17 protein-coding genes are annotated in these 22,712 nt (G+C 67.9%); 7 read left to right on the top strand and 10 right to left on the bottom strand.

Annotated elements, in window-relative coordinates:
* Positions 1–81: 81 nt before the first annotated feature.
* The 5 genes from E5S66_RS10460 to E5S66_RS10440 all read right to left on the bottom strand — a co-directional run bounded on the left by E5S66_RS10460 (position 82) and on the right by E5S66_RS10440 (position 10,764).
* Positions 82–1,062 carry a 5'-nucleotidase gene (locus E5S66_RS10460; RefSeq protein WP_138349150.1) on the bottom strand — a complete coding sequence of 327 codons (981 nt, stop codon included), beginning with the start codon at positions 1,060–1,062 and terminating at the stop codon, positions 82–84.
* A complete protein-coding gene (locus E5S66_RS10455; protein ID WP_138349149.1) occupies positions 1,055–3,646 on the bottom strand; it encodes a bifunctional diguanylate cyclase/phosphodiesterase in 2,592 nt (863 codons plus the stop codon). The genes E5S66_RS10460 and E5S66_RS10455 overlap by 8 nt, the downstream gene beginning before the upstream one ends.
* A gap of 85 nt (positions 3,647–3,731) precedes the next feature.
* The gene (locus E5S66_RS10450) at positions 3,732–4,502 is read right to left on the bottom strand and encodes an NAD kinase (protein WP_138349148.1); all 771 of its coding nucleotides are present in this window, start codon (positions 4,500–4,502) and stop codon (positions 3,732–3,734) included.
* A 133-nt stretch (positions 4,503–4,635) separates the two neighbouring features.
* Complete coding sequence (locus E5S66_RS10445) at positions 4,636–9,549, bottom strand: NAD-glutamate dehydrogenase (protein ID WP_138349147.1); 4,914 nt, start codon at positions 9,547–9,549, stop codon at positions 4,636–4,638.
* A gap of 66 nt (positions 9,550–9,615) precedes the next feature.
* Positions 9,616–10,764 (bottom strand): acyl-CoA dehydrogenase family protein, encoded by a 1,149-nt coding sequence (locus E5S66_RS10440; protein WP_138349146.1) that lies wholly within the window; start codon positions 10,762–10,764, stop codon positions 9,616–9,618.
* Between the two features lie 261 nt (positions 10,765–11,025).
* On the opposite strand from E5S66_RS10440, the gene E5S66_RS10435 reads away from it, so the two are divergent.
* Genes E5S66_RS10435 through metH form a run of 3 tightly spaced genes read left to right on the top strand, consistent with a single transcriptional unit; the run spans position 11,026 to position 15,804 of the window.
* A complete protein-coding gene (locus E5S66_RS10435) occupies positions 11,026–11,955 on the top strand; it encodes an ArsR/SmtB family transcription factor (protein WP_138349145.1) in 930 nt (309 codons plus the stop codon).
* Positions 11,956–12,007: 52 nt separating this feature from the next.
* The gene (locus tag E5S66_RS10430) at positions 12,008–13,117 is read left to right on the top strand and encodes a homocysteine S-methyltransferase family protein (RefSeq protein WP_138349144.1); all 1,110 of its coding nucleotides are present in this window, start codon (positions 12,008–12,010) and stop codon (positions 13,115–13,117) included.
* Positions 13,114–15,804: a methionine synthase gene (metH, locus tag E5S66_RS10425; RefSeq protein ID WP_138349143.1), complete on the top strand. Its 2,691-nt coding sequence runs from the start codon at positions 13,114–13,116 to the stop codon at positions 15,802–15,804. Before E5S66_RS10430 ends, metH begins: the two co-directional genes overlap by 4 nt.
* Before the next feature lie 18 nt (positions 15,805–15,822).
* Here metH and E5S66_RS10420 read toward each other — a convergent pair whose 3' ends face one another.
* The 5 genes from E5S66_RS10420 to E5S66_RS10400 all read right to left on the bottom strand — a co-directional run bounded on the left by E5S66_RS10420 (position 15,823) and on the right by E5S66_RS10400 (position 19,888).
* Positions 15,823–16,464 (bottom strand): DUF2058 domain-containing protein, encoded by a 642-nt coding sequence (locus E5S66_RS10420; protein WP_028838073.1) that lies wholly within the window; start codon positions 16,462–16,464, stop codon positions 15,823–15,825.
* Positions 16,465–16,478: 14 nt separating this feature from the next.
* Positions 16,479–16,706 (bottom strand): SlyX family protein, encoded by a 228-nt coding sequence (locus E5S66_RS10415; protein WP_028838074.1) that lies wholly within the window; start codon positions 16,704–16,706, stop codon positions 16,479–16,481.
* Complete coding sequence (locus E5S66_RS10410; protein ID WP_138349142.1) at positions 16,703–18,061, bottom strand: UDP-glucose dehydrogenase family protein; 1,359 nt, start codon at positions 18,059–18,061, stop codon at positions 16,703–16,705. Before E5S66_RS10410 ends, E5S66_RS10415 begins: the two co-directional genes overlap by 4 nt.
* 69 nt (positions 18,062–18,130) lie before the next feature.
* Positions 18,131–18,907 carry an FKBP-type peptidyl-prolyl cis-trans isomerase gene (locus E5S66_RS10405; protein WP_138349141.1) on the bottom strand — a complete coding sequence of 259 codons (777 nt, stop codon included), beginning with the start codon at positions 18,905–18,907 and terminating at the stop codon, positions 18,131–18,133.
* A gap of 69 nt (positions 18,908–18,976) precedes the next feature.
* A complete protein-coding gene (locus E5S66_RS10400) occupies positions 18,977–19,888 on the bottom strand; it encodes an FKBP-type peptidyl-prolyl cis-trans isomerase (RefSeq protein WP_171033531.1) in 912 nt (303 codons plus the stop codon).
* A 240-nt stretch (positions 19,889–20,128) separates the two neighbouring features.
* Here E5S66_RS10400 and E5S66_RS10395 point away from each other — a divergent pair, with 240 nt between their 5' ends.
* From E5S66_RS10395 to E5S66_RS10380, 4 genes are read left to right on the top strand one after another with little or no spacing between them, the layout of a single operon-like run.
* Entirely contained in the window at positions 20,129–20,410 is a 282-nt protein-coding gene (locus E5S66_RS10395; RefSeq protein ID WP_138349139.1) for a hypothetical protein, read from the top strand.
* A 3-nt stretch (positions 20,411–20,413) separates the two neighbouring features.
* A complete protein-coding gene (locus tag E5S66_RS10390) occupies positions 20,414–20,785 on the top strand; it encodes a GntR family transcriptional regulator (RefSeq protein ID WP_138349138.1) in 372 nt (123 codons plus the stop codon).
* A gap of 8 nt (positions 20,786–20,793) precedes the next feature.
* The gene (locus E5S66_RS10385) at positions 20,794–21,657 is read left to right on the top strand and encodes an ABC transporter ATP-binding protein (protein ID WP_138349137.1); all 864 of its coding nucleotides are present in this window, start codon (positions 20,794–20,796) and stop codon (positions 21,655–21,657) included.
* Entirely contained in the window at positions 21,654–22,709 is a 1,056-nt protein-coding gene (locus tag E5S66_RS10380; RefSeq protein ID WP_246037210.1) for a hypothetical protein, read from the top strand. The genes E5S66_RS10385 and E5S66_RS10380 overlap by 4 nt, the downstream gene beginning before the upstream one ends.
* Positions 22,710–22,712: the final 3 nt, after the last annotated feature.

Raw genomic sequence — 22,712 nt, 5'->3', positions numbered from 1 at the left:
GCAAGCTTGTGCCCGCCCGGCTGTCGCGTGCTTGGCCCGAATTTGATGCTGAATGGGCGGGGCTGCCGCCGGATGGTGCCGTCAGTCGGGCTTGCGATCAGCCGCGGTATCGACTGCGGCACCCTGCGCCGGCGTGGGCGCATTAGCCACGCCGTGCGGCACATGCCCGGCGGCCACGTGGCGACGCGCGGAGTCGATATTGTGCGGGGAATCGTCGAAGAAGATGTCGGCGCCGAAAGCTTCCAGGAACGGGCCCTTGTCGCGGCCGCCCAGGAACAGCGCCTCGTCCAGCCGCACGTCCCACTCGCGCAGGGTGCGGATCACCCGCTCGTGCGCGGGTGCCGAACGCGCGGTGACCAGCGCGGTGCGCAACGGCGAGGCTTCGCCGGGCGGAAATGCCGCCTGCAGGCCGTGCAGCGCCGCCAGGAAGCCGCGGAACGGGCCGCCGGACAGCGGTTCGCGCGCGCGTTCGGCCTCATGGCGCCCGAACGCTTCCACGCCCTGCTCGCGCGAGACCCGCTCGCTTTCGTCGCCGAAGATCACCGCGTCGCCGTCGAAGGCGATGCGCAGCTGGCGCTGGCGCGATTCGCTGGCCTTCTCCGGCAGGATGGTGGCGGCGGCCACGCCGGCTGCCAGCGCCTGCCCCACCGATTCCGGGTTGGCAGACAGGAACAGCTGCGCGCCGAACGGCTTGATGTAGGGCCAGACCGGTGCGCCGGCGGTGAAGGTGGCGCGGCGGATGTCCAGCCCGTGATGCTGGATGGAATTGAACACGCGCAGGCCGGTGTCGGACGAATTGCGCGAGAGCAGGATCACTTCCACCCGCGGCGCGTCGGCCGGCGTGCCTTCGTTGAGCGCCAACAGCTTGCGCACCAGCGGGAAGGCGATGCCGGGCGGCAGCACGTCGTCCTCGCGCTGGCGCTGGAACTCGGCGAACGCCAGGATGCCCTCACGCTCGAACAACGCGTGGCTGTCTTCCATGTGGAACAGCGCCCGCGCGGTGATCGCCACCACCAGCGGCGGCGGCAGGCGGTCCGGGGACGAGGCGCGTGGGTCAGCCATCGTGCTGGTCGGCGTTTCGCTGGAACAGGGCGCGTTCGGGCTTGTGCAGGGCGAACCCCTGCGCGTAATCGACGTTCATCGGCACGAGGATATCCAGCATTTCCTGCGTGGACACCCACTCCGCCACCACGATCAACCCCTGCTGGTGGCCGATCTCGGTCACCGCCTTGACGATGGACTGCGACATGCGGTCGCTGGTCAGGTTCTGCACGAAGCTGCCGTCGATCTTCAGCATGTCCAGCTCCAGGTTCTTCAGGTAGCCGAACGAGGACATGCCGGCGCCGAAATCGTCCAGCGCCACCCGGCAACCCAGCGAGCGCAGCCGCGCGATCAGTGCGCTGGAGGCGATGAAGTTGCGCACCGCCACCGTTTCGGTGACTTCGAACACCAGCCGCCGCGGTTCGATGCCGTGCAGCTCGATCAGCTGCTCGATACGGGCGAACAGGCCGTCGTCCTCCAGGCTGCCGCCGGACAGGTTGATGGCGCAGGTGGCCAGCCGGCTGCCGTGCGGATGGATGCGGTCGAGGTTGCCCAGCGCGGTTTCCACCACCCAGCGGTCGATCAACGGCATCAGGCCGTACCGTTCCGCCGCGGGCAGGAACGCGCCGGGCGGCACCACGGCGCCATCTTCGCCGCGCAGGCGCAGCAGCAGCTCGACGTGCGCGCCTTCGGCGGGGCCGGGCTGCAGCGGGTGCAGCTCCTGGTAATCCAGCAGCAGGCGGCCGTCGCGCAGCGCCTCGCGGATACGGTTGGCCCATTCCATTTCGCCCAGCCGGCTGCTGATCGCGGTGTCGTCCTCGGCGTACACGTGCACCCGGTTGCGGCCGCCGTCCTTGGCCAGGTAGCAGGCGGCATCGGCATGCGCGAACAGTTCCCGCAACGTGGTGGCGTGCGCCAGCATCACCACGCCGATGCTGGCACTGATGGTGTAGGTGCGCTGCTCCCAGCTGAAGATGAAGCCTTCGATGCTGGTGCGCAGGCGCTCCGCTGCCAGCAGCGCCGCCTCCACGGTGGGCGCGCCGCGCAGCAGCACGCCGAATTCGTCCCCACCCAGCCGGCCCAGCACGTCGCCCGGCCGCAGCTTCTCGCGCATCACCGCGGCTAGTTGCACCAGCAGCTCATCGCCGGCGCAGTGGCCCGAGGTGTCATTGATGATCTTGAACTGGTCCAGGTCGATGAACAGCAGCGCGCCATCGCCCCGCCCGGGCAAGTTGAGCAGCGACTGCGCGCGCGCTTCGAACTCGCGGCGGTTGTACAGCCGGGTCAGCGAATCGTGGCTGGCCTGGTAGCTGAGCCGCTCGGTCAGCTGGCGCTGTTCGGAGACATCGCTGGCCACCAGCAGCCACATCGGCGCGCCATCCAGTTCGATCGTGCTCAGCCACAGGCTGGCCCAGAACCCGCCGCCGTCGGCGCCCGGCAGCTGCGCGTCCACCGACAGCAGCGTGTCGGCATCGGCGGCGGCCAGGCGCACCATCACCTCCTGCCCCAGCACGTCGGACAGGCGGGCGCTCTGCGTGTCCGGCGCCAACCGGTCGCGGGCGAAGGCGTTGCGGTAGACGATGGTGCCGTCGTCCTCGCGCGCCAGCAGCACCAGGCAGGGCAACAGTTCGTTGAGCTTGCGGAAGCGCTCCTCGCTGGCTTGGAAGCGCCGCGCCATCGAGGTGCCCAGGGCGATCGCACGCTCGCGGGTACTCACCAGCGACCAGGTCAGCGCCGCAAGCAACGCGCTCATCGCCGCGCCGATCCACAGCACCAACAGCCAGCTGCCGCCGGCCGGGTCCGCGCCGTGCGCCACCACCTTCCAGGTGCGCCCACCGAACTGCAGCGACACCGCGTGCTCCGAATGCGCGGCACCGTTCCCGCGGCCCGCGAATGCCTTCGAATACAGCGGACGCGCGGCGCCGGCACTGACGTCCTCCACTACCAGGTCAGCCAGCTGCTCGGGCGATTCCGGCAGCGCCGAGGCGATCAGGTCGGAGATCCGGAACGAGGCGCCGATCGAACCGATGATCGCCGCGCGCCGCGCCTGCACGGTGCCGGGTTGCGTGCCGGACGCAAACACCGGCAGCCGCAGGATGAAACCGTCGCCCAAACTCTGGCGACCGCTCTGCCGCAGCGCGAACGGCGCCGACATCGCCAGCTCGTCGGTGTCGCGCGAGTACTCCAGCGACCGCAGGTTGCTGGGCTGGCTGTTGACGTCGAGTCCGCGGATCGCGAGATTCCCGGACTGCGGCGCGAACATGGTGGTCACGTAATGGTCGCCGTCGGCCTGGCGTCGGCGCTCGGCATAGGCCAGCGCCTGCAGGGCGACCCGCGCGGCGCCGTTGGACTGCATGTTTTCATAAGCGCGGGCGTACTCGATCTCGGTGACCGTCTGCGAGGCCAGGAAAATCGACTGGAACGCGCGGATCAGGTGCCCGCACTGGTCCAGCTGCTGGTGGATGGCCACCGCCACGTCGCGGGTTTCCTGCACGAACACGCGTCGCGCCTCGCTGCGACTGCGGAGCTTCTCCGCGTTCGCCAGCCACAGGGTCAACGCCATCGCCAGCGCGAAGGCGACCAGCGCCCACACCCATGCCGGCACCCGCCGACCCGATGGGGACGCGGCGGCGGACGTTCCGATGTCTTGACTTTCGAACGGCATCTAAACCCCAGGCAATGGACGGACGTCAGGCGGCGAACTGCTCGATCAGGATCCTTTCTTCCAGATTGTGTTCGGGGTCGAACAGCAGGGTGACGCTGCGGTCCCGCGACTCGCGCACCAGCACTTCGGTGACATCGCGCACCTCGTGCGAATCCGCGGTGGCGCTGACCGGCCGCTTGTGCGGGTCGCGCACCCGGAACCGCACTTCGGTGCCGGACTTCAGCACCGCACCGCGCCAGCGCCGCGGCCGGAACGGCGCGATCGGCGTCAGCGCCATCACGTTGGCCCCCAGCGGCAATATCGGCCCGTGCGCGGAAAAATTGTAGGCGGTGCTGCCGGCCGGTGTGGCCAGCATCACCCCGTCACAGATCAGCTCGTCCAGGCGCAGTTCGCCGTTGAGCTCGATGCCGATATGCGCGGCCTGGCGGGTCTGCCGCAGCAACGACACTTCGTTGTAGGCCAGTGAGCCGACCGTTGCGCCGGACTCGGTCTGCGCCAGCATCTCCAGCGGATGCAGTACCGCGGGCTCGGCCGCGTTGATCCGTGCCAGCAGGTCGTCCTCGGCCTTGAACTGGTTCATCAGGAAGCCCACCGTGCCCAGCTTCATGCCGTACACCGGCTTGCCCAGCGCGCCGTGGCGATGCAGCGTCTGCAGCATGAAGCCGTCGCCGCCCAGCGCGACGATCACGTCGGCATCCTCCGGCGTGATCGCGCCATGCCGCGCTTCCAGCAGGGCAAGCGCGGCGCGGGCCTCATCGGCGGGGCTGGCAAGCAAGGCGAGGCGAGGCATGGTCATGCGGCGAGGATAGCAAGAGCCTATGCAAGGCGGTTGTACGGCCTTCGTGCCCATCGGCGCCAGCGGCCGAGGCGCGGAAAAACGATGGGCGCCCCTTTCGGGACGCCCATCGCAGGCACGCTGGTGACGAAGGTCAGCCGCGCTGCGCCAGCTGCGCGACGCGCTGCACCGCCACCGACGCGGTGGGGTAGTCCAGCGCCTTCTGCGCGGCCAGCTCGGTCAGCATCGCCAGAGTGAAGCGCAGCGACGAATCATCGCGGGTCAGCCAGGCCTGCACCTTCGCGTCCGGCTCCTTGCCCGGCATCGCCAGCACCTGCGCGGTCAGCGCCCGCAGCTGGGCGAACAGCTCGTCGCGCAGCACCCCGCGGGCAACCGCATGCCAGCGGCCTTCCACCTTCAGCGCCTCGATCTGCTCGCGCAGCCACGGCGCGTGCAACGCGTCGGCCAGGCGGAAGTAGACCTTGGCCACCTCGATCGGGCGCAGCTTGCGCTCGCGCGCCAGCTCGATGATGTCGGCGCCCGACTCCAGGTACGGCAGCGCCGCCAGCTGGTCGGCCAGTGCGGCCGACAGGCCCTTTTCGCGCCACTGCTTGCGGCTGGCTTCGTACTGCGGGCGCTGCGACGGCGGCAGGATGCCCTCGCCGGCGCGGATGTCGCGGAAGCCGTCGTGGTAGCGCTCGACCGCGGTGGCAATCGCCGGCACCGCGCCGGGGCGTGACAGCAACCAGCGGGTGAAGCCGCGCTGCAGCTCCCAGATCACCTGCAGGGCATCGACCTGCACGCCCTCGCCCACCTTGCCGTCCAGCGCGTCGATCTGCGCCCACAGCTCGCGCGCATCCAGCGTTTCGCGGGTGATGGTGAAGGCGCGGGCGATCTCGCCGATGCTGCGGCCGCTGTCTTCCTGCATGCGCATCAGGAAGGTGGCGCCCATCCGGTTGATGGTGGAGTTGGTGACCGCGGTGGCGATGATTTCGCGCTTCAGGCGGTGGTCTTCCATCGCCTTGGCGTACTTCTTCTGCAGCGGCTCGGGGAAGTAGCGCACCAGTTCCTTCGACAGGTACGGGTCTTCCGGCACGTCCGACTCGAGCAGCTGCGGGTACGCCACCAGCTTGGCGTAGGACAGCAGGATCGACAGCTCCGGACGGGTCAGGCCCTGGCCGCGCAGCTTGCGTTCGGCGATCTGCGCGTCGGTGGGCAGGAACTCGATCTGGCGGTCCAGCAGGCCCTGCGCTTCCAGCGTGCTGATGAAGTGCATCTTCGAGCCCAGGCGGGTGGCGCTCATCCGCTCCATCAGGCTCAGCGCCTGGTTCTGGCGGTAGTTGTCGTTCAGCACCAGCTGCGCGACCTCGTCGGTCATCGCCGCCATCAGCTTGTTGCGCTCGGCCAGCTTGAGGCGCTTCTTCTGCACTTCGCCGGTCAGCAGGATCTTGATGTTCACCTCGTGGTCGGAGGTGTCCACGCCGGCGGAGTTGTCGATGAAGTCGGTGTTCAGCAGCACGCCCGCCTGCGCCGCCTCGACGCGGCCCAGCTGGGTCATGCCGAGGTTGCCGCCTTCGCCGATGACGCGGCAGCGCAGGTCGCGGCCGTCGACGCGCAGGCCGTTGTTGGCGCGATCGCCGACATCGGCATTGCTCTCGGTCGAAGCCTTGACGTAGGTGCCGATGCCGCCGTTGTACAGCAGGTCCACCGGCGCGCGCAGCGCCGCATGCATCAGCTCGTTCGGGGTCATCACCTTGATGCCGGCATCGATGCCCAGCGCCTCGCGCACCTGCGGGGTGATCTCGATCGACTTGGCCGAGCGCGGATGGATGCCGCCACCCTTGCTGATCAGCTTGGCGTCGTAGTCGGCCCAGCTGGAACGCGGCAGGTCGAACAGGCGCTGGCGCTCCTTGAACGAGATGGCCGCATCCGGGTTCGGGTCGAGGAAGATGTGGCGGTGGTCGAACGCGCAGACCATCCGGATGTGCTTGCTCAGCAGCATGCCGTTGCCGAACACGTCGCCCGACATGTCGCCGATGCCGACGCAGGTGAAGTCCTGCTTCTGGCAGTCGCGGCCCAGCTCGCGGAAGTGGTGCTTGACCGACTCCCAGGCGCCGCGCGCGGTGATGCCCATGCCCTTGTGGCTGTAGCCGGCGCTGCCGCCCGACGCGAACGCGTCGTCCAGCCAGAAGCCGTGCGCCTGGGCGATGCCGTTGGCGATGTCGGAGAAGCTGGCGGTGCCCTTGTCGGCCGCCACCACCAGGTACGGGTCGTCGCCGTCGTGGCGCACCACCTGCGCCGGCGGCAGCACCTTGCCGGCCACGTTGAGGTTGTCGGTGAGGTCCAGCAGGCCGTTGATGAAGCGCTTGTAGCAGGCGATGCCTTCGGCCATCCACGCGTCGCGGTCCACTGCCGGGTTCGGCAGCTGCTTGGCGTAGAAGCCGCCCTTGCTGCCCACCGGCACGATCACCGTGTTCTTCACCATCTGCGCCTTGACCAGGCCCAGCACTTCGGTACGGAAGTCCTCGCGGCGGTCCGACCAGCGCAGGCCGCCGCGCGCCACCGGGCCGAAGCGCAGGTGGGTGCCCTCAACGCGCGGGCCGCACACCCAGATTTCGCGGAACGGGCGCGGCTTCGGCAGGTCCGGCACCTTGGCGGTGTCGAACTTGAACGCCAGGTAGTCGGCCGGGCCGCCGTCCTTGCGCAGGCCGTCCTTGTATTCGATGTAGTAGTTGGTGCGCAGGGTGGCGTCGATCACGCCGATGAAGCTGCGCAGGATGCGGTCCTCGTCCAGGCTGGCGACGCGGTCCAGCAGGCCCAGCAGGGTGCTGCGCGCGGCCTCGACCTGCCCTTCGCGGTTGCCTTCGCGCGACTTCACCAGCGCCTTAAGTGCGTTCTGCGCGGCGGCGTCGCCGCCGGCCAGCGCCTTCAGCTGGGCATGGAAACGCTCCATGCCCAGCTTGACCTCGGCCGCGCTTTCCTTGCCGGTGGCCGGGTCGAAGCGAGCCTCGAACAGCTCCACCAGCAGCCGCGCCAGCAGCGGATAGCGGGTCAGGGTGGCTTCCATGTAGCTCTGCGAGAAGGTCACGCCGGCCTGCAGCAGGTACTTGCAGTAGGCGCGCAGCATCGCGACCTGCTTCCACGACAGGCCGGCGGCCAGCACCAGCCGGTTGAAGCCGTCGTTCTCGGCGTCGCCGCGCCAGATCCGCGCGAACGCTTCCTCGAAGCCCTCGTCCAGCGCGTCGACGTCAAGCTCGCCCTGCAGCGACTCGACTTCGAAATCCTGGATCCAGGCCAGGCGTCCTTCGACATCGACCTTGTAGGGATGCTCGGTGATGACGCGCAGGCCCATGTTTTCCATCATCGGCAGCGCATCGGACAGCGGGATGTCGCGCAACGGGCGGTACAGCTTGAAGCGCAGGCTGCCGCGCTGCGAGCGGCACAGCTGCAGGCGCAGGTCGTCGTCGTCGGTCAACGCGGCCAGGTGCTCGACGTCGTCGGCCGCGGCTTCCGGGCTGACCTCTTCGATGTAACCGGCCGGCAGCGCGCTGCCGAAGCGGGCGGCCAGCTTCAACCCGGCCTCTTCGCCGTGGCGGGCCACCAGCCGCTCGCGCAGGTCGTCGCGCCAGTCGCGCACGATCTCCGCCAGCCGGGCTTCCAGCGCCGGCAGGTCGATCTCGGCATGGGCGGCGTTGGCGCTGGGGCGCACGATGATGTGCAGCTGGGCCAGCGGCGAATCGCCGATCTGCACGTTGGTGTCGACGCGCTCGCCGCCCAGCGCCTCGCGCAGCATCGCCTCGATGCGGTGGCGCACCTGCGTGCTCATGCGGTCGCGCGGCACGTAGGCCAGCGCGGAGTAGTAGCGGCCGTAGCGGTCAGGGCGCACGAACAGCTTGCTGCGCACGCGCTCCTGCAGGCCGAGGATGCCCATGCAGGTGCGGAACAGTTCTTCCTCGCCGGCCTGGAACAGCTCGTCGCGCGGCAGGGTTTCCAGGATGTGGCGCAGCGCCTTGCCGCTGTGGCTGCTGGGGTCCAGCCCGGACTTGTCCATCACGTAGTCGTGGCGCTCGCGCACCAGCGGGATGTCCCACGGGCGGCGGGTATAGGCGCTGGAGGTGTACAGGCCGACGAAGCGCTGCTCGCTGATCGCGCGGCCCTTGGCGTCGAAGCCCAGCACGCCGATGTAATCCATGTAGCCGGGGCGGTGTACGGTGGCGCGCGCATTGGTCTTGGTCAGGATCAGCGCATCCACCGCGCCGGACTGCGGCAATGCGTGCGCCGCCAGCGACTTCAGCGGACGCGCGCCCCCTTCCTCCCCGCGCAGCAGGCCCAGGCCGCTGCCCGGCACCGCGGACAGGATGTCTTCCTTGCCCTGCTTGCCGACCTTGTACTCGCGGTAGCCGAAGAAGGTGAAGTGGTTGTCGGCGGCCCAGCGCAGGAACTCCTGCGCCTCCTGGCGGCCGGCGTCGGCCACCGGCAGCTTGCTGGTCGCCATTTCCTCGGCGACCTCGCGCATGCGGTCGCGCATCGGCTCCCAGTCGTTGACGATCGCGCGCACGTCGTCCAGCACCTGCACGATGCGCGCCTTGACCGCGGCCATCGCGGCCTGCGGCTGGCGGTCGATTTCCAGGTGCATCAGCGATTCGGCCGCACCCTCGCCAACGCCGACCAGCTTGCCGGCCTTGTCGCGGTTCATGCGGATGACCGGGTGGCCCAGCACGTGCACGCCGATGCCGGCGTCGGCCAACGCCATGGTCACCGAATCGACCAGGAACGGCATGTCGTCATTGACGACCTGCACCAGGGTATGGGTGGAATCGGCCGGGTTGCTCAGGCGCACATTGGCCTTGCCGCGCTTGCGGGAACGCGCGAACTCCAGCATGTCGGCGGCAAGTTCGGCCCAGCCCGCGGCGTTGCGGCTGGCGATCTCGTCGGCATCCATGCGCCGGTAGAAGGCGGCTGCAAACGCCTGCGCCTCCGCCTGCCCGGCCTTGCCCACGCGCTTGGCCAGCGCGTCGAGGATGGGTTTGAGGTCGTTGCCGGCGCCGGTTTCCACTGACTTTTTCATCTGCTTCACAGCCTCCAAAGGGAAACGGCCGCGCAGGGGGCGCGGCCGTCTTGGTGTCGTTGTCGTTTATCGCAGGCCGGTTTCGCCGCGGGCGATGACCAACCGCTGGATCTCGCTGGTGCCTTCGTAGATTTCGGTGATCTTCGCATCGCGGAAGAAACGCTCGATCGGCATTTCCTTGGAATAACCCATGCCGCCATGGATCTGCAGCGCCTGGTGGGTGATCCACATGGCCGCTTCCGAGGCGGTCAGCTTGGCAACCGACGCTTCGGTGGTGAACCGCTTGCCCTGCCCCTTCAGCCACGCCGCGCGCAGCGTCAGCAGCAGCGACGCGTCGAGCTTGCACTTCATGTCGGCGATCTTGGCCTGGGTCATCTGGAACGCGCCGATCGGCTGGCCGAAGGCCTTGCGCTCCTTCACGTATTCGAGCGTCGCCTCATAGGCCGCGCGGGCCAGGCCGATGGCCTGGCTGGCGATGCCGATGCGGCCGGCGTCGAGCACGCCCATGGCGATCTTGAAGCCCTGGCCTTCCTCACCCAGCACCTCGTCGGCGTGGACCACGTAGTCGGTGAACTCGATCTCGCAGGTGGCCGAGGCGCGGATGCCCAGCTTGGGTTCGGTCTTGCCGCGGTGGAAACCCTCGCGGGTGGTGTCGATCATGAACGCGGTGATGCCGCGCGCGCCCTTTTCCGGCGCGGTCATCGCGAACAGCACGATGTATTTCGCCACCGGGCCGGAGGTGATCCAGCTCTTCTTGCCGTTGACCACGTAGCTGCCGTCGTCCTGCTTGACGGCGCGGCAGCGCATCGCGGTGGCGTCGGAACCGGACTGCGGCTCGGTCAGTGCGAACGCGCCGATCTCGCGGCCTTCCGCGATCTCGCGCACGTACTTCTGCTTCTGCGCCTCGCTGCCGAAGGTCAGGATGCCGTTGCAGAACAGCGAGTTGTTCACCGACATGATGGTGCTGTGCGCGGCGTCGGCCGCGGCGATCTCGACCATCGCCAGCACGTAGGCCACCGGGTCCATGCCGGCGCCGCCGTATTCGGCCGGCACCTCGATACCCATCAGGCCGTTCTCGCCGAGGGCGCGGATGTTCTCGAGCGGGAACTCGCCGGTGCGGTCGTGGTGCTCTGCGCTGGGGGCGATCTTCTCGCGGGCGATGCGTCGCGCCACGTCCTGCAGCATCAGCTGTTCGTCGCTGAATCCGAAATCCACAACCGCCCCTTATGCGTCATTCCGAAGTTGCGCATTGTATCCCCGCGGCGCACAGAACCGTAGCGTCTGCAGGCGGGCCTGCGCTTCGCCGGGCGAGGCGTGCGAAATGCCCATGGCTGCCCGCGTACACTGCGTTTTCCACGCAGCCGCTGCGACGGAACGCAACATCGACCGGCTGCCAGCGTCGCCTGCCTGCGCACGGCTTGACCGCAAAGCGACATCGCGAGAAACTTATCTTTAAATCGCGATGGAAAGATATATATGGATCTGGAAGGTTGGTCCGCGCACCTGAAGGTGTTTGCCGACGCTACCCGCGTGCGCTTGCTGGCGCTGCTGGAAGGCGAGGAACTCACCGTAGCCGAATTGTCCGCGATCACCCAGCTGGCGCAGCCGCGGGTGTCCACCCACCTGGCCAAGCTCAAGGAAGCCGGGCTGGTGCGCGACCGCCGCGCCGGGGTGTCGGCTTACTACCGCTTCGATGACGCCGCCATCGAGCCGGCGCAGCGGATGCTGTGGCAGTCGATCCGCACCGGCAGCGACGACCCGCTGCTGCGCCAGGACGCCGAACGCGTGCCGGGCGTGCTGGCGATGCGCGCCGCCGACCAGAACTGGGCCGACAGCGTGGCCGGCGACATGGAGCGCCACTACTCGCCGGGCCGCACTTGGGAAGCGTTGGCGCGCACCGCGTTGCCGCTGCTGTGGCCGGGCGACGTGCTGGACATCGCCTCCGGCGACGGCGTGCTGGCGGAGCTGCTGTCCCCGCACGCCGACCGCTACGTCTGCATCGACTCCAGCCAGCGCGTGGTGGCCGCGGCCAGCGAGCGCCTGCGCCGTTTCGAGAACGTGGAGGTGCGCGAAGGCGACATGCACGCGCTGCCGTTCGCCGACGCCAGCTTCGACCTGGTGGTGCTGATGCACGCGCTGACCTACGCCGCACGCCCGGCGCAGGCGGTGGCAGAAGCAGCGCGCGTGCTCAAGCCCGGCGGCCGGCTGCTGCTGTCCAGCCTTGCCCGCCACGAACACCGCAGCGTGGTGGCAGCCTATGGCCACGTGAACCTGGGTTTCACCGGCAAGGAACTGCGCAAATTCGCGGAAAAGGCCGGGCTGGGCATCGCCAATTGCGAGACCGTCACCCGCGAACGCCGCCCGCCGCATTTCGAAGTGATTTCGCTGACCGGCGTGAAGCCGTGATCCAACCCATCCGTCACTCCCGCAACAACGGAATGACGAGCAGGAACAAGACATGACCACCCTTCCCTGGAAAACCCCCGCCCGCGCCGAAGCGCTGCAGGCCGCGCTGGCGCGGCGCATCCTGATCATCGATGGCGCCATGGGCACCATGATCCAGCGCCATGAGCTGCAGGAGGCCGACTATCGCGGCGAACGCTTCGCCCACGGCTTCGATGCCCTGTTCGCGCCGGGCGGCCACGCCCACGGCCCCGGCTGCGGCTGCGAAGGCTTTGATCAGCGCGGCAACAACGACCTGCTCTCCCTGACCCGCCCCGACATCATCGCCGGCATCCATCGCCAGTACCTGCAGGCCGGCGCGGACCTGGTCGAGACCAATACCTTCAACTCGACCTCCATCTCGCTGGCCGACTACCGCCTGCAGCACCTGGTACGCGAGCTCAACCGCGAAGGCGCGCGCCTGGCCCGCGCCGAGTGCGATGCCATCGAAGCCGCAGACCCGTCGCAGCCGCGCTTCGTGATCGGCGTGCTGGGCCCGACCAGCCGCACCGCTTCGCTGTCGCCGGACGTGAACCGCCCCGGCTTCCGCGCGATCAGCTTCGACGAGCTGGCCGAGGCCTATCGCGAAGCCGCGCGCGGCCTGATCGAAGGCGGCGCCGACGTGCTGATGGTGGAAACCGTGTTCGACACCCTCAACGCCAAGGCCGCGCTGTTCGCCATCGACGACGTGTTCGATGAACTGGGCGCGCGCATGCCGGTGATGATTTCCGGCACGATCACCGATGCCTCCGGCCGCACCCTTTCGGGCCAGACCGCCGAGGCGTTCTGGTATTCGCTGCGCCACAGCCGCCCGCTGGCGATCGGCCTGAACTGCGCGCTCGGCGCCAAGGACCTGCGCCAGCACGTGGATGTGCTGGCGACGGTGGCCGACACCCACGTCAGCTGCCACCCCAACGCCGGCCTGCCGAACGCGTTCGGCGGCTACGACGAAAGCCCGGAAGACATGGCGGTTATCCTGCGTGAATTCGCGCAAAGCGGCCTGATCAACCTGGTCGGCGGCTGCTGCGGCACCACGCCCGACCACATCGCCGCGATCGCCGCGGCGGTGCGCGACCTGTCGCCACGCGCGGTGCCCGTGGTCGGCGCACAGGAGCAGGCGGCATGAGCAGCAACCTGCCCCGCTTCACCCGCCTGTCCGGGCTCGAGCCGCTGGTCATCACGCCGGAATCCAATTTCATCAACGTCGGCGAACGCACCAACGTCACCGGCAGCGCGCAGTTCAAGAAGCTGATCCTGGAAAGCCGTCTGGACGAAGCCGTGGTGGTCGCCCGCCAGCAGGTGGAGAACGGCGCGCAGGTCATCGACGTCAACATGGACGAGGGCCTGCTCGACTCCGAGAAGGCGATGGTGGAATACCTCAACCTGATCGCCGCCGAGCCGGACATCGCCAAGGTGCCGGTGATGGTGGACAGCTCGAAGTGGTCGGTGATCGAGGCCGGCCTGAAATGCCTGCAGGGCAAGGGCATCGTCAATTCGATCTCGATGAAGGAAGGCGAAGACGAGTTCCTGCGCCAGGCCCGGCTGGTGCGCCGCTACGGCGCCGCGGTGGTGGTGATGGCCTTCGACGAGGTCGGCCAGGCCGATACCGCACGGCGCAAGGTGGAGATCAGCGCACGCGCCTACAAGCTGCTGACCGAACAGATCGGCTTCCCGCCCGAGGACATCATCTTCGACCCCAACTGCTTCGCCATCGCCACCGGGATCGAAGAGCACAACAACTACGCGGTCGATTTCATCGAGGCCGCGCGCGAGCTGCGCCGGCTGTTCCCGTACAGCCATATCTCCGGCGGCGTCTCCAACGTCAGCTTCAGCTTCCGCGGCAACGAGCCCGTGCGGCAGGCGATCCACGTGGTGTTCCTGTACCACGCCATCAAGGCCGGCATGGACATGGGCATCGTCAACGCCGGCGCGTTGCCGCTGTACGACCAGCTGGACCCGCTACTGCGCGAGCGGGTCGAGGACGTGGTGCTGAACCGCCGCGACGACGCCACCGAGCGGCTGTTGGAGATCGCCGACAACTACAAGAAGCGCAAGGGCGAGAAGAAGGTCGAAGACCTGCAGTGGCGCGAGCAACCGGTGGCCGCACGGCTCTCGCACGCGCTGGTGAACGGCATCGACCAGTACGTGGTGGAAGACACCGAGGAAGCGCGCCAGCAGGCCACCCGGCCGCTGGACGTGATCGAAGGCCCGCTGATGGACGGCATGAACGTGGTCGGCGACCTGTTCGGCGCCGGCAAGATGTTCCTGCCGCAGGTGGTGAAGTCGGCCCGGGTGATGAAGAAGGCGGTGGCGCACCTGCTGCCCTACATCGAGGCCGAGAAGCTGCGCACCGGCGATGTCGGCAAGAGCAACGGCAAGATCGTGATGGCCACGGTCAAGGGCGATGTGCACGACATCGGCAAAAATATTGTCGGCGTGGTGCTGGCCTGCAACAACTTCGAGGTGATCGATCTCGGGGTGATGGTGCCGGCGCAGAAGATCCTCGACACCGCGATCGCCGAGAACGCCGACATGATCGGCGTGTCCGGCCTGATCACGCCCTCGCTGGAGGAGATGAGCCACGTCGCCCGCGAGATGCAGCGGCAGGGCTTCACCATGCCGCTGCTGATCGGCGGCGCCACCACCTCGCGCGCGCATACCGCGCTGAAGATCGACCCGCACTACAAATCGCCGACGATCTGGGTGAAGGATGCTTCGCGCGCGGTGGGCGTGGCGCAGTCGCTGATGAGCCCGGAGCTGCGCGGCGATTTCGTGCAGGCCGCCGCCAACGACTACGCCGACGTGCGCCAGCGCCACCGCAACCGCGGCGACGGCAAGCGGCTGGTGTCGCTGGAGAAGGCGCGCGCGCACTCGTTCAAGTACGACTGGAGCAGCTACACCCCGCCGGCGCCGAAGCAGCCCGGGCTGCACGTGTTCGACGACTACCCGCTGGCCGAGCTGGTGGACTGCATCGACTGGTCACCGTTCTTCAACGCCTGGGAGCTGGCCGGCAAATATCCGGCGATCCTCACCGACGAAATCGTCGGCGCCCAGGCCAGCGAACTGTACCGAGACGCGCGCGCGATGCTGCGCAAGATCGTCGATGAGAAGTGGCTCACGGCGAAGGCCGTCTGCGGTTTCTGGGCGGCCAACGGCGTCGGTGACGACGTGGTGCTGGACGTTGGCGGCGAGCCGCACTGGTTCCGCTTCCTGCGCCAGCAGGCGGACAAGCCGGTGGAACGCCCCAACCTGTGCCTGGCTGATTTCGTTGCACCGAAGGACAGCGGCAGGCAGGACTGGATCGGCGCCTTCGCGGTGACCGCGGGGCTGGGCATCGAACCGCATCTGGAGCGCTTCCGCGCCGAATACGACGACTACAGCGCGATCCTGCTCAAGGCGCTGGCCGACCGTCTAGCCGAAGCCTTCGCCGAACGGCTGCACCAGCGGGTGCGCAAGGAGTTCTGGGGCTACGCGGCAGACGAAACGCTGGACAACGACGCGCTGATCGCCGAGCGCTACCGCGGCATCCGCCCCGCCCCCGGCTATCCGGCCTGCCCGGAGCACAGCGAGAAGCGGGTGTTGTTCGACCTGCTGGGCGTCACCGCCAAGGCCGGCATCGAGCTGACCGACCACTTCGCCATGTATCCGGCGGCCAGCGTGTCCGGGCTGTATTTCAGCCACCCGGACAGCAAGTACTTCGTGGTCGGGCGGGTCACCAGAGAACAGGTGGCCGACTACGCGCGACGCAAGGGGGTGGACCTTGCGCAGGCGGAACGCTGGCTGTCGTTCAATCTGGATTACGACCCGGATTGAGCCAACCGAAAAGCGGGGTCACCAGACCAGATCGTCCGGCACCTGATACGCCGGGTCGGAATACGGATCGGCTTCGGCCGTTGCGTTGGGGTCGACCTTCAGCGCCACCGCCTGGGCGAAGATCGCTTCGGCTTCGGCCAGCGTGGCCGCATCCACCAGCAGGTAGCGGCCATTCATCTGCAGCACGCCCAGTTCGCCGGCATTGAGCGCCTTCAGCTGCTCTGCGGTGACGTGCACGCGCTTGATCTTGCCGCCGTATTCGAAATGGCGGACGTGCTCCGCCTCGGCGGCATTCAGCGCCTTGTCCTTGAGGAAGTCTTCCAGCTTGGCCTTGGCCTCGCGGCGCAGGCGTGCTTCTTCCTGCTTCAGGCGTTCGGCCTCGATGCGCTCTTCCTTTTCCCGTTGCGCGCGGATCGCGTAGGCCTTGGCCAGATCGATGTCTTCGCGCGACATCTTCTTCTGCCCGGGTTTGTGCGGATTCTGCGCGGGCTTGTGCGGACGCTGCTGCGGCCGGCCCGGCTGTGGCGGACGGCCGGCATGGGCCGGCTTGCCGCCGTGCGGTGCCTGTGGCTTGCGGGCGTCCTGCTTCGGTCGCGGGGCGGGCTTGGGTGCATCCTTGAAGCCAAGGCCAAGCAGCTGGTCGCGGAGGGAGTTGATCATGTCGGTCGCGGCGGTCAGTAATGCGGAGGGGGCGGTTCGCTGGCGGCATCGCCGGTGACCGGGCTTGCAGCCATCGCGCTGCGCAATTGTCGCAATTCTTCCAGCGCGCGGTGCAGGCGCAGCGCGTTGCCGGCCTCCTCGCTGCGGGCGGCGGCCAGCGCGTCGCTGAGTTCCAGCAGCGCCTGTTCCTGGAAGGCGAGCCGGGTTTCCAGATCGACCAGCCGGTGTTCGAGATCGGTCATGCTTCTTCCTTGCGCAGCGAACGTCCGCGGCCGATGCCGTAATAGGCGATGCCGGCGGCTTCCACTTCGACGGGTTCGTACAGGTTGCGGCCATCGAACAGCACCGCGTCGGCCAGCGCCTCCTTCAGCATGGCGAAGTCGGGGCTGCGGAACTGCTTCCATTCGGTGACCACGGCCAGCGCATCGGCGCCTTCCACCGCATCCGCCGCGCTCCCGCACAGCACCAGGTGTTCGCGCTCGCCGTAGATGCGGCGGGTTTCGGCCAGCGCTTCGGGATCGAACGCGCGCACGCTGGCGCCCGCGTCCCACAGCTGCTGCAGCAGGCGGCGGCTGGAGGCCTCGCGCATGTCGTCGGTATTCGGCTTGAACGCCAGCCCCCACACCGCGATGGTCTTGCCGCGCAGGCCTTCGTCCTCGCCGAGGTCGTAATGGCGCTGCATCAGCTCGAACAGGTGACCCTTCTGCGCGGCGTTGACCGCCTCCACCGCCTCCAGCAGACGCGGCTGCACGCCGTGCTGCGCGGCGGTGCGCGCCAGCGCCTGCACGTCCTTGGGGAAGCACGAGCCGCCGTAGCCGGCGCCCGGATAGATGAAATGCCAGCCGATGCGCGGGTCGGAGCCGATGCCCTTGCGCACCATCTCCACGTCCGCGCCCACCTGCTCGGCGATGTTGGCGATTTCGTTCATGAAGCTGATCTTGGTCGCCAGCATCGCGTTCGCCGCGTACTTGGTCAGCTCGGCGGAACGCACGTCCATCGCCACGATGCGCTCGTGGTTGCGGTTGAACGGGGCGTACAGGCGGCGCAGCGTCTCCAGCGCAGACGCACTGGAGGTGCCGATGACGATGCGGTCCGGGCGCATGCAGTCCTCGACCGCCGCGCCCTCCTTCAGGAATTCGGGGTTGGACACCACTTCGAAGTCGATGCCGGCGCCGCGCGCCGTCAACTCCGCGTCGATGGTGGCGCGTACCTTGTCGGCGGTGCCCACCGGCACGGTGGACTTGTCCACCACCACCACCGGCCGCTCGATGTGGCGGCCGATGGTACGCGCCACTTCGCGCACGTACTGCAGGTCGGCGCTGCCATCCTCGTCCGGCGGCGTGCCCACCGCGATGAACAGCACGTCGCCGTGGGCGATGCCGGCCCCGGCGTCGGTGGTGAAGCGCAGCCGCCCGGCGGCGTGGTTGGCTTTCACCATCGGGGTCAGGCCGGGCTCGTAGATCGGCACGATGCCATTGTTCAGGCCCTCGACCTTGGCCGCGTCGACATCGACGCAGACCACGTCGTGTCCGACCTCGGCCAGGCAGGTGCCGGTCACCAGGCCAACATAGCCGGTGCCGAAAATGCAGACGCGCATGCGCGGTATCCGTGGGCAAAAGAAAAGGGGACGCATCGCAAGGATACGTCCCCCGGTGTTCGGCAGCGGTTACTTGCCGGACGGCGCCTTGACGATTTCCAGCAGCTCGACTTCGAACTCCAGCACCTGGTTCGGGCCGATCATCGGCGGCGCCTGCTCGCCGTAGGCCAGCTTGGCCGGGATCCAGAACTTGTACTTGGAGCCCACCGGCATCAGCTGCAGGCCCTCGGCCCAGCCCGGGATCACGCCCTGCAGCGGCAGCACCGCCGGCTCGCCACGCTTGTAGGAGCTGTCGAATTCGGTGCCGTCCAGCAGGCTGCCCTTGTAGTTGACCTTGACGCCGTCGGTGGCACCGGGCTTGGCGCCCTTGCCATCGGTGACGACCTGGTACTGCAGGCCGGAAGCGGTGGTGACCACGCCCTGCTTCTTGCCGTTCTCGGCCAGGAACTTCTCGCCCTTGTCGAGGTTGGCCTTGCCCTCTTCCATCATCTTGGCGATCTGCTTGGCCTGCATCTTCTGGCCGAACGCCTGCATGATCTGCTGCGCCTGCTCGTCGTTGACCAGCGCCTTGCCGCCGTCCATCTGGGTGCGCAGCGCCTTGACCACGGTATCGACGTTGACCTCGTCCTTGATCTCGGAAAGCTGCTTGCCCATCGCCATGCCGATGGTGTAGCTGACCTGCTCCTTCTCGGTCGGCAGGCCCGGATAGCCGGTCTTGTCGGTCGTGGCCTTGTCGGCTTCGGCCTTGCTGGAGGAAACCTCGACAGGCTTGTTCTCGCCCTTGCAGGCGGACAGCGCCAGCAGCGTGGCGACGGCAATGGCGGTGGAACGGACGAGCGGCTTCATCTGCAGGAAACTCCGGGATGCGAAAAGGGGATGGCGACGGGCGCCGGCGGAAACACGATCAGGTTGGACTCATTCGACGCCCAGCAGTTCCACGTCGAACACCAGGGTGGAATTGGGCGGGATGGTACCGGCGCCGCGGTCACCGTAACCCAGCGTGGCGGGAACCCAAAGCCGGTACTTGGCACCCACCGGCATCATGCCCACGCCTTCGGTCCAGCCCTTGATGACCTGGTCGAGGCCGAAGACGGCCGGCTCGCCGCGGTCTATCGAACTGTCGAACTTGCTGCCGTCCAGCAGCGTGCCGACGTAGTGCACGCGCACGCGCTGGCCGGGCTTCGGGCGCACGCCGTCGCCCTGCTTGAGCACCATGTACTGCAGGCCGGTGGGAGTGGTGAACACGCCCTTGACCAGCTTGTTCTTCGCCAGGAACTCCTGCTCCTGCTTCAGCGCGGCCTCGCCCTGCGCCTTGCGCTGGGCCTCGCGGGCGGCGCCCACGCGGGCGGACAGCGCAGTGCGGACCTGGTCGATCTGGGCCTGGTCCAGCAGCGGCTTGGCGCCCGGATTGGCGCCGTCCTTCAGGCCGCGCATGAACATCGGCATGTCGAATTCGTCGCCGAGGCCGACCAGCCGGCGGCCGATGTTGGCGCCGGCAAGGATTCCCGCCTTGGCGCGGTCCAGCGCCACCAGCGGCTTGCCCGCCTTGCGCGCGCCGATATTGAGCATCAGCGCCTGCGACAGGCGTTTGGCTTCTTCGGCATCCAGCGTCGGCTGGCCACCGGCCAGGACCTGTTCGATGGTCTTCTGGAAGCTGGCCAAGTCCACGTCCGGCAGGCCCGGACCGATGTCCCGCGCCACGTCCTGGCCCAGCATGTAACCGACCTTGTCGCGCTCGCTGAGGCTGGCGCCGTCCTGGGCCAGCACCGGCGCAGCTGCCAGTACGGCCACCAGCAGCGCGACCAGCGCACGCAGGGAAAACTTCATCGTGTCGATCTCCGGATGACCTGCGGCGAGGAGCCGCGCAGGCGCATGAACGCACCTATTGTCGTTTGCACCGCGGCAGCCGGCAATCCTGTCGCGCAGGCTGCCACGGCAGCGATTCAGGCCGACCGTGAGCCGGGCCGGGGCAACCATGACTTCAGTTGGGTCAAACAATGCTTGACGGGTAATTTTATAGTGTTATAGTTGCCTACAACACCGAACCCCCAGAGCAGGACGTTCACCATGAACCGCAAGCTCCACAACTCCCTCAACGCGGCAATGGCCTGCAGTGCGCTGCTGACCCTGGCCGTGCTGGCCGGCGCCCCGATCGAAGCGTCTGCCCCCTCCGCGACCGCGCTTGCCGTTGTCGCTCCCGTCTCCGCGCCGGCAAGCGCAACGGTCGCCGCCGCGACCGCCGCCCAGCCGGCAGAGGCGATCGCTGCAAACAGCGAGCGTCGGGCCTCCCGCCGCTCCTATCAATCGGTACGGATGCCGTTCTTTTCCTTCTTCCTGCCGCAGGGCTGAATCATGGTTGCCGTCGAATGGAGCGATAGCGCTCCGATCTACCGCCAGCTGAAGGACCGCGTCGTCGCGATGATGCTCGACGGGGTGCTCAAGCCGGGCGATGCGCTGCCCTCGGTCCGCCAGGTGGCGGCCGAGTACCAGCTGAATCCAATCACCGTCTCGCGCGCCTACCAGGAGCTCGCGGACGAACAACTCGTCGAGAAACGAAGGGGACTGGGCATGTACGTCACCGAGGGCGCCAACGCGCGCCTGCTGCAGAGCGAACGCGAGCGCTTTCTCCACGAGGAATGGCCGCTGGTCATGGAACGCATCCAGCGCCTGGGCCTGAGCATCGAAGAACTGCTGGATCCGCAGCAGAAGTGGGCACCCAAGTGAGTACCGCCATGACCACTCCCGTCATTGAAGCCCGCGGCCTGCGCAAGGCCTACAAGAACAAGCTGGCGCTGGACAACACCACGTTCGACATCCTCTCCGGCCGCATCGTCGGCCTGATCGGTCCGAACGGCGCCGGCAAGACCACCGCACTCAAGGCGATCCTCGGCCTGATCCCGTTCGACGGCGAGCTGAAGGTACTGGGCAAGGACCCGCGCAGCCAGCGCGACGAGCTGATGAACGATGTCTGCTTCATCGCCGACGTGGCGGTGCTGCCGCGCTGGATCACCGTGGCCCAGGCCATCGAGTTCGTCGCCGGGGTGCATCCGCGCTTCGACGCCGGCAAGTGCCGGCGCTTCCTGGAGGGCACCCAGCTCAAGCCGGGCCTGAAGGTGCGCGAGATGTCGAAGGGCATGATCGTGCAGCTGCACCTGGCGCTGGTGATGGCCATCGACGCCCGCCTGCTGGTGCTGGACGAGCCCACCCTGGGCCTGGACATCCTCTACCGCAAGCAGTTCTACCAGCGCCTGCTGGAGGACTACTTCGACGAGGACAAGACCATCCTGGTCACCACCCACCAGGTCGAGGAGATCGAGCACATCCTCACCGACGTGATGTTCATCCGCGACGGCAAGATCGCGCTGAACACGCCAATGGAGTCGCTGGGCGAGCGCTACACCGAGGTGCTGGTGGACGCCGGCAAGCAGGATGCCGCACGCGCCCTGCAGCCGATCGATGAACGCGCCCTGCCGTTCGGCAAGACCGTGATGATGTTCGACGGCGCCGACCGCGCCCGACTCGGCGCACTGGGCGAGACCCGCACCCCCGGCCTGGCCGACCTGTTCGTCGCCACCATGAAAGGAACCTACGCATGAACGCCGCCTACGACGCCGCGGGCATGGATGTCGCCAAATCCAGCGTGCCCCGCACCCCGCCGCATCCCACCCACAAGCTGAAGCTGCTGCTGCGCCGCGAATTCTGGGAACACAAGGGCGGCTTCTTCTGGGCGCCGATCTGGGCCGGCGGCATCTCGCTGCTGCTGACCCTGATGGCGCTGATCTTCGGTGAAGTGGCGATGCGCCGTGAAGCCGTCACCGGGATGAAGATCAACGGCCAGGTGATGATCAACGGCCTCGACCTGAGCCTGATCACCGAGAACATGTCGCCGGAGGACGTGCAGAGGCTCGCCGACGGCATCAGCCTGAGCACCGCCTCGGCGATGTTCTGGCCGCTGCTGGTGCTGGGCTTCGTGGTGTTCTTCTACTGCCTGGGCAGCCTGTACGACGAACGCAAGGACCGCAGCGTGCTGTTCTGGAAGTCGCTGCCGGTGTCCGACCGCGACACCGTGCTGTCGAAGGCGCTCAGCGCCCTGGTGGTAGCGCCGACGCTGGCGATCGCGGTGGGCATCGCCTGCATGGTCGCCTTCCTGCTGGTGCTGAGCGCGTTCGTGCTGCTGCACAACGGCAACCCGTTCGCGCTGCTGTGGAGCCCCGACAACCTGCTGGCCAATGCCGGCCTGGCGCTGGCGGCGATCCCGGTGTACGCGCTGTGGGCCTTGCCCAGCGCCGGCTGGCTGCTGCTGTGTTCGGCCTGGTCGAAGAGCAAGCCGTTCCTGTGGGCGATCATGATCCCGGTATTCGCCGGCGTGTTCATCAGCTGGTTCGACGTGATGAACATGTTCAACCTGGACAGCAGCTGGTTCTGGAAGAACGTGGTGGCGCACCTGCTGGGCGGCGTGTTCCCCGGCACCTGGTTCACCGCGATGGATCTGCAAGGACTGCAGGCCAAGGAGCTGGGCAACCATCTGGTGCTGCTGAAGGGTCTGTATTCGGTGCTGGCAAGCCCGCAGCTGTGGATCGGCGCCGGTGCCGGCATCGCGATGATCACCGCCGCCATCCGCCTGCGCCGCTGGCGCGACGACAACTGAGCC

The organism is Thermomonas fusca (assembly GCF_005862345.1).
GTDB lineage: Bacteria > Pseudomonadota > Gammaproteobacteria > Xanthomonadales > Xanthomonadaceae > Thermomonas > Thermomonas fusca.
The sequence above is the reverse complement of the archived record's forward strand: the minus strand, read 5'-3'. Positions and strand labels throughout refer to the sequence as shown.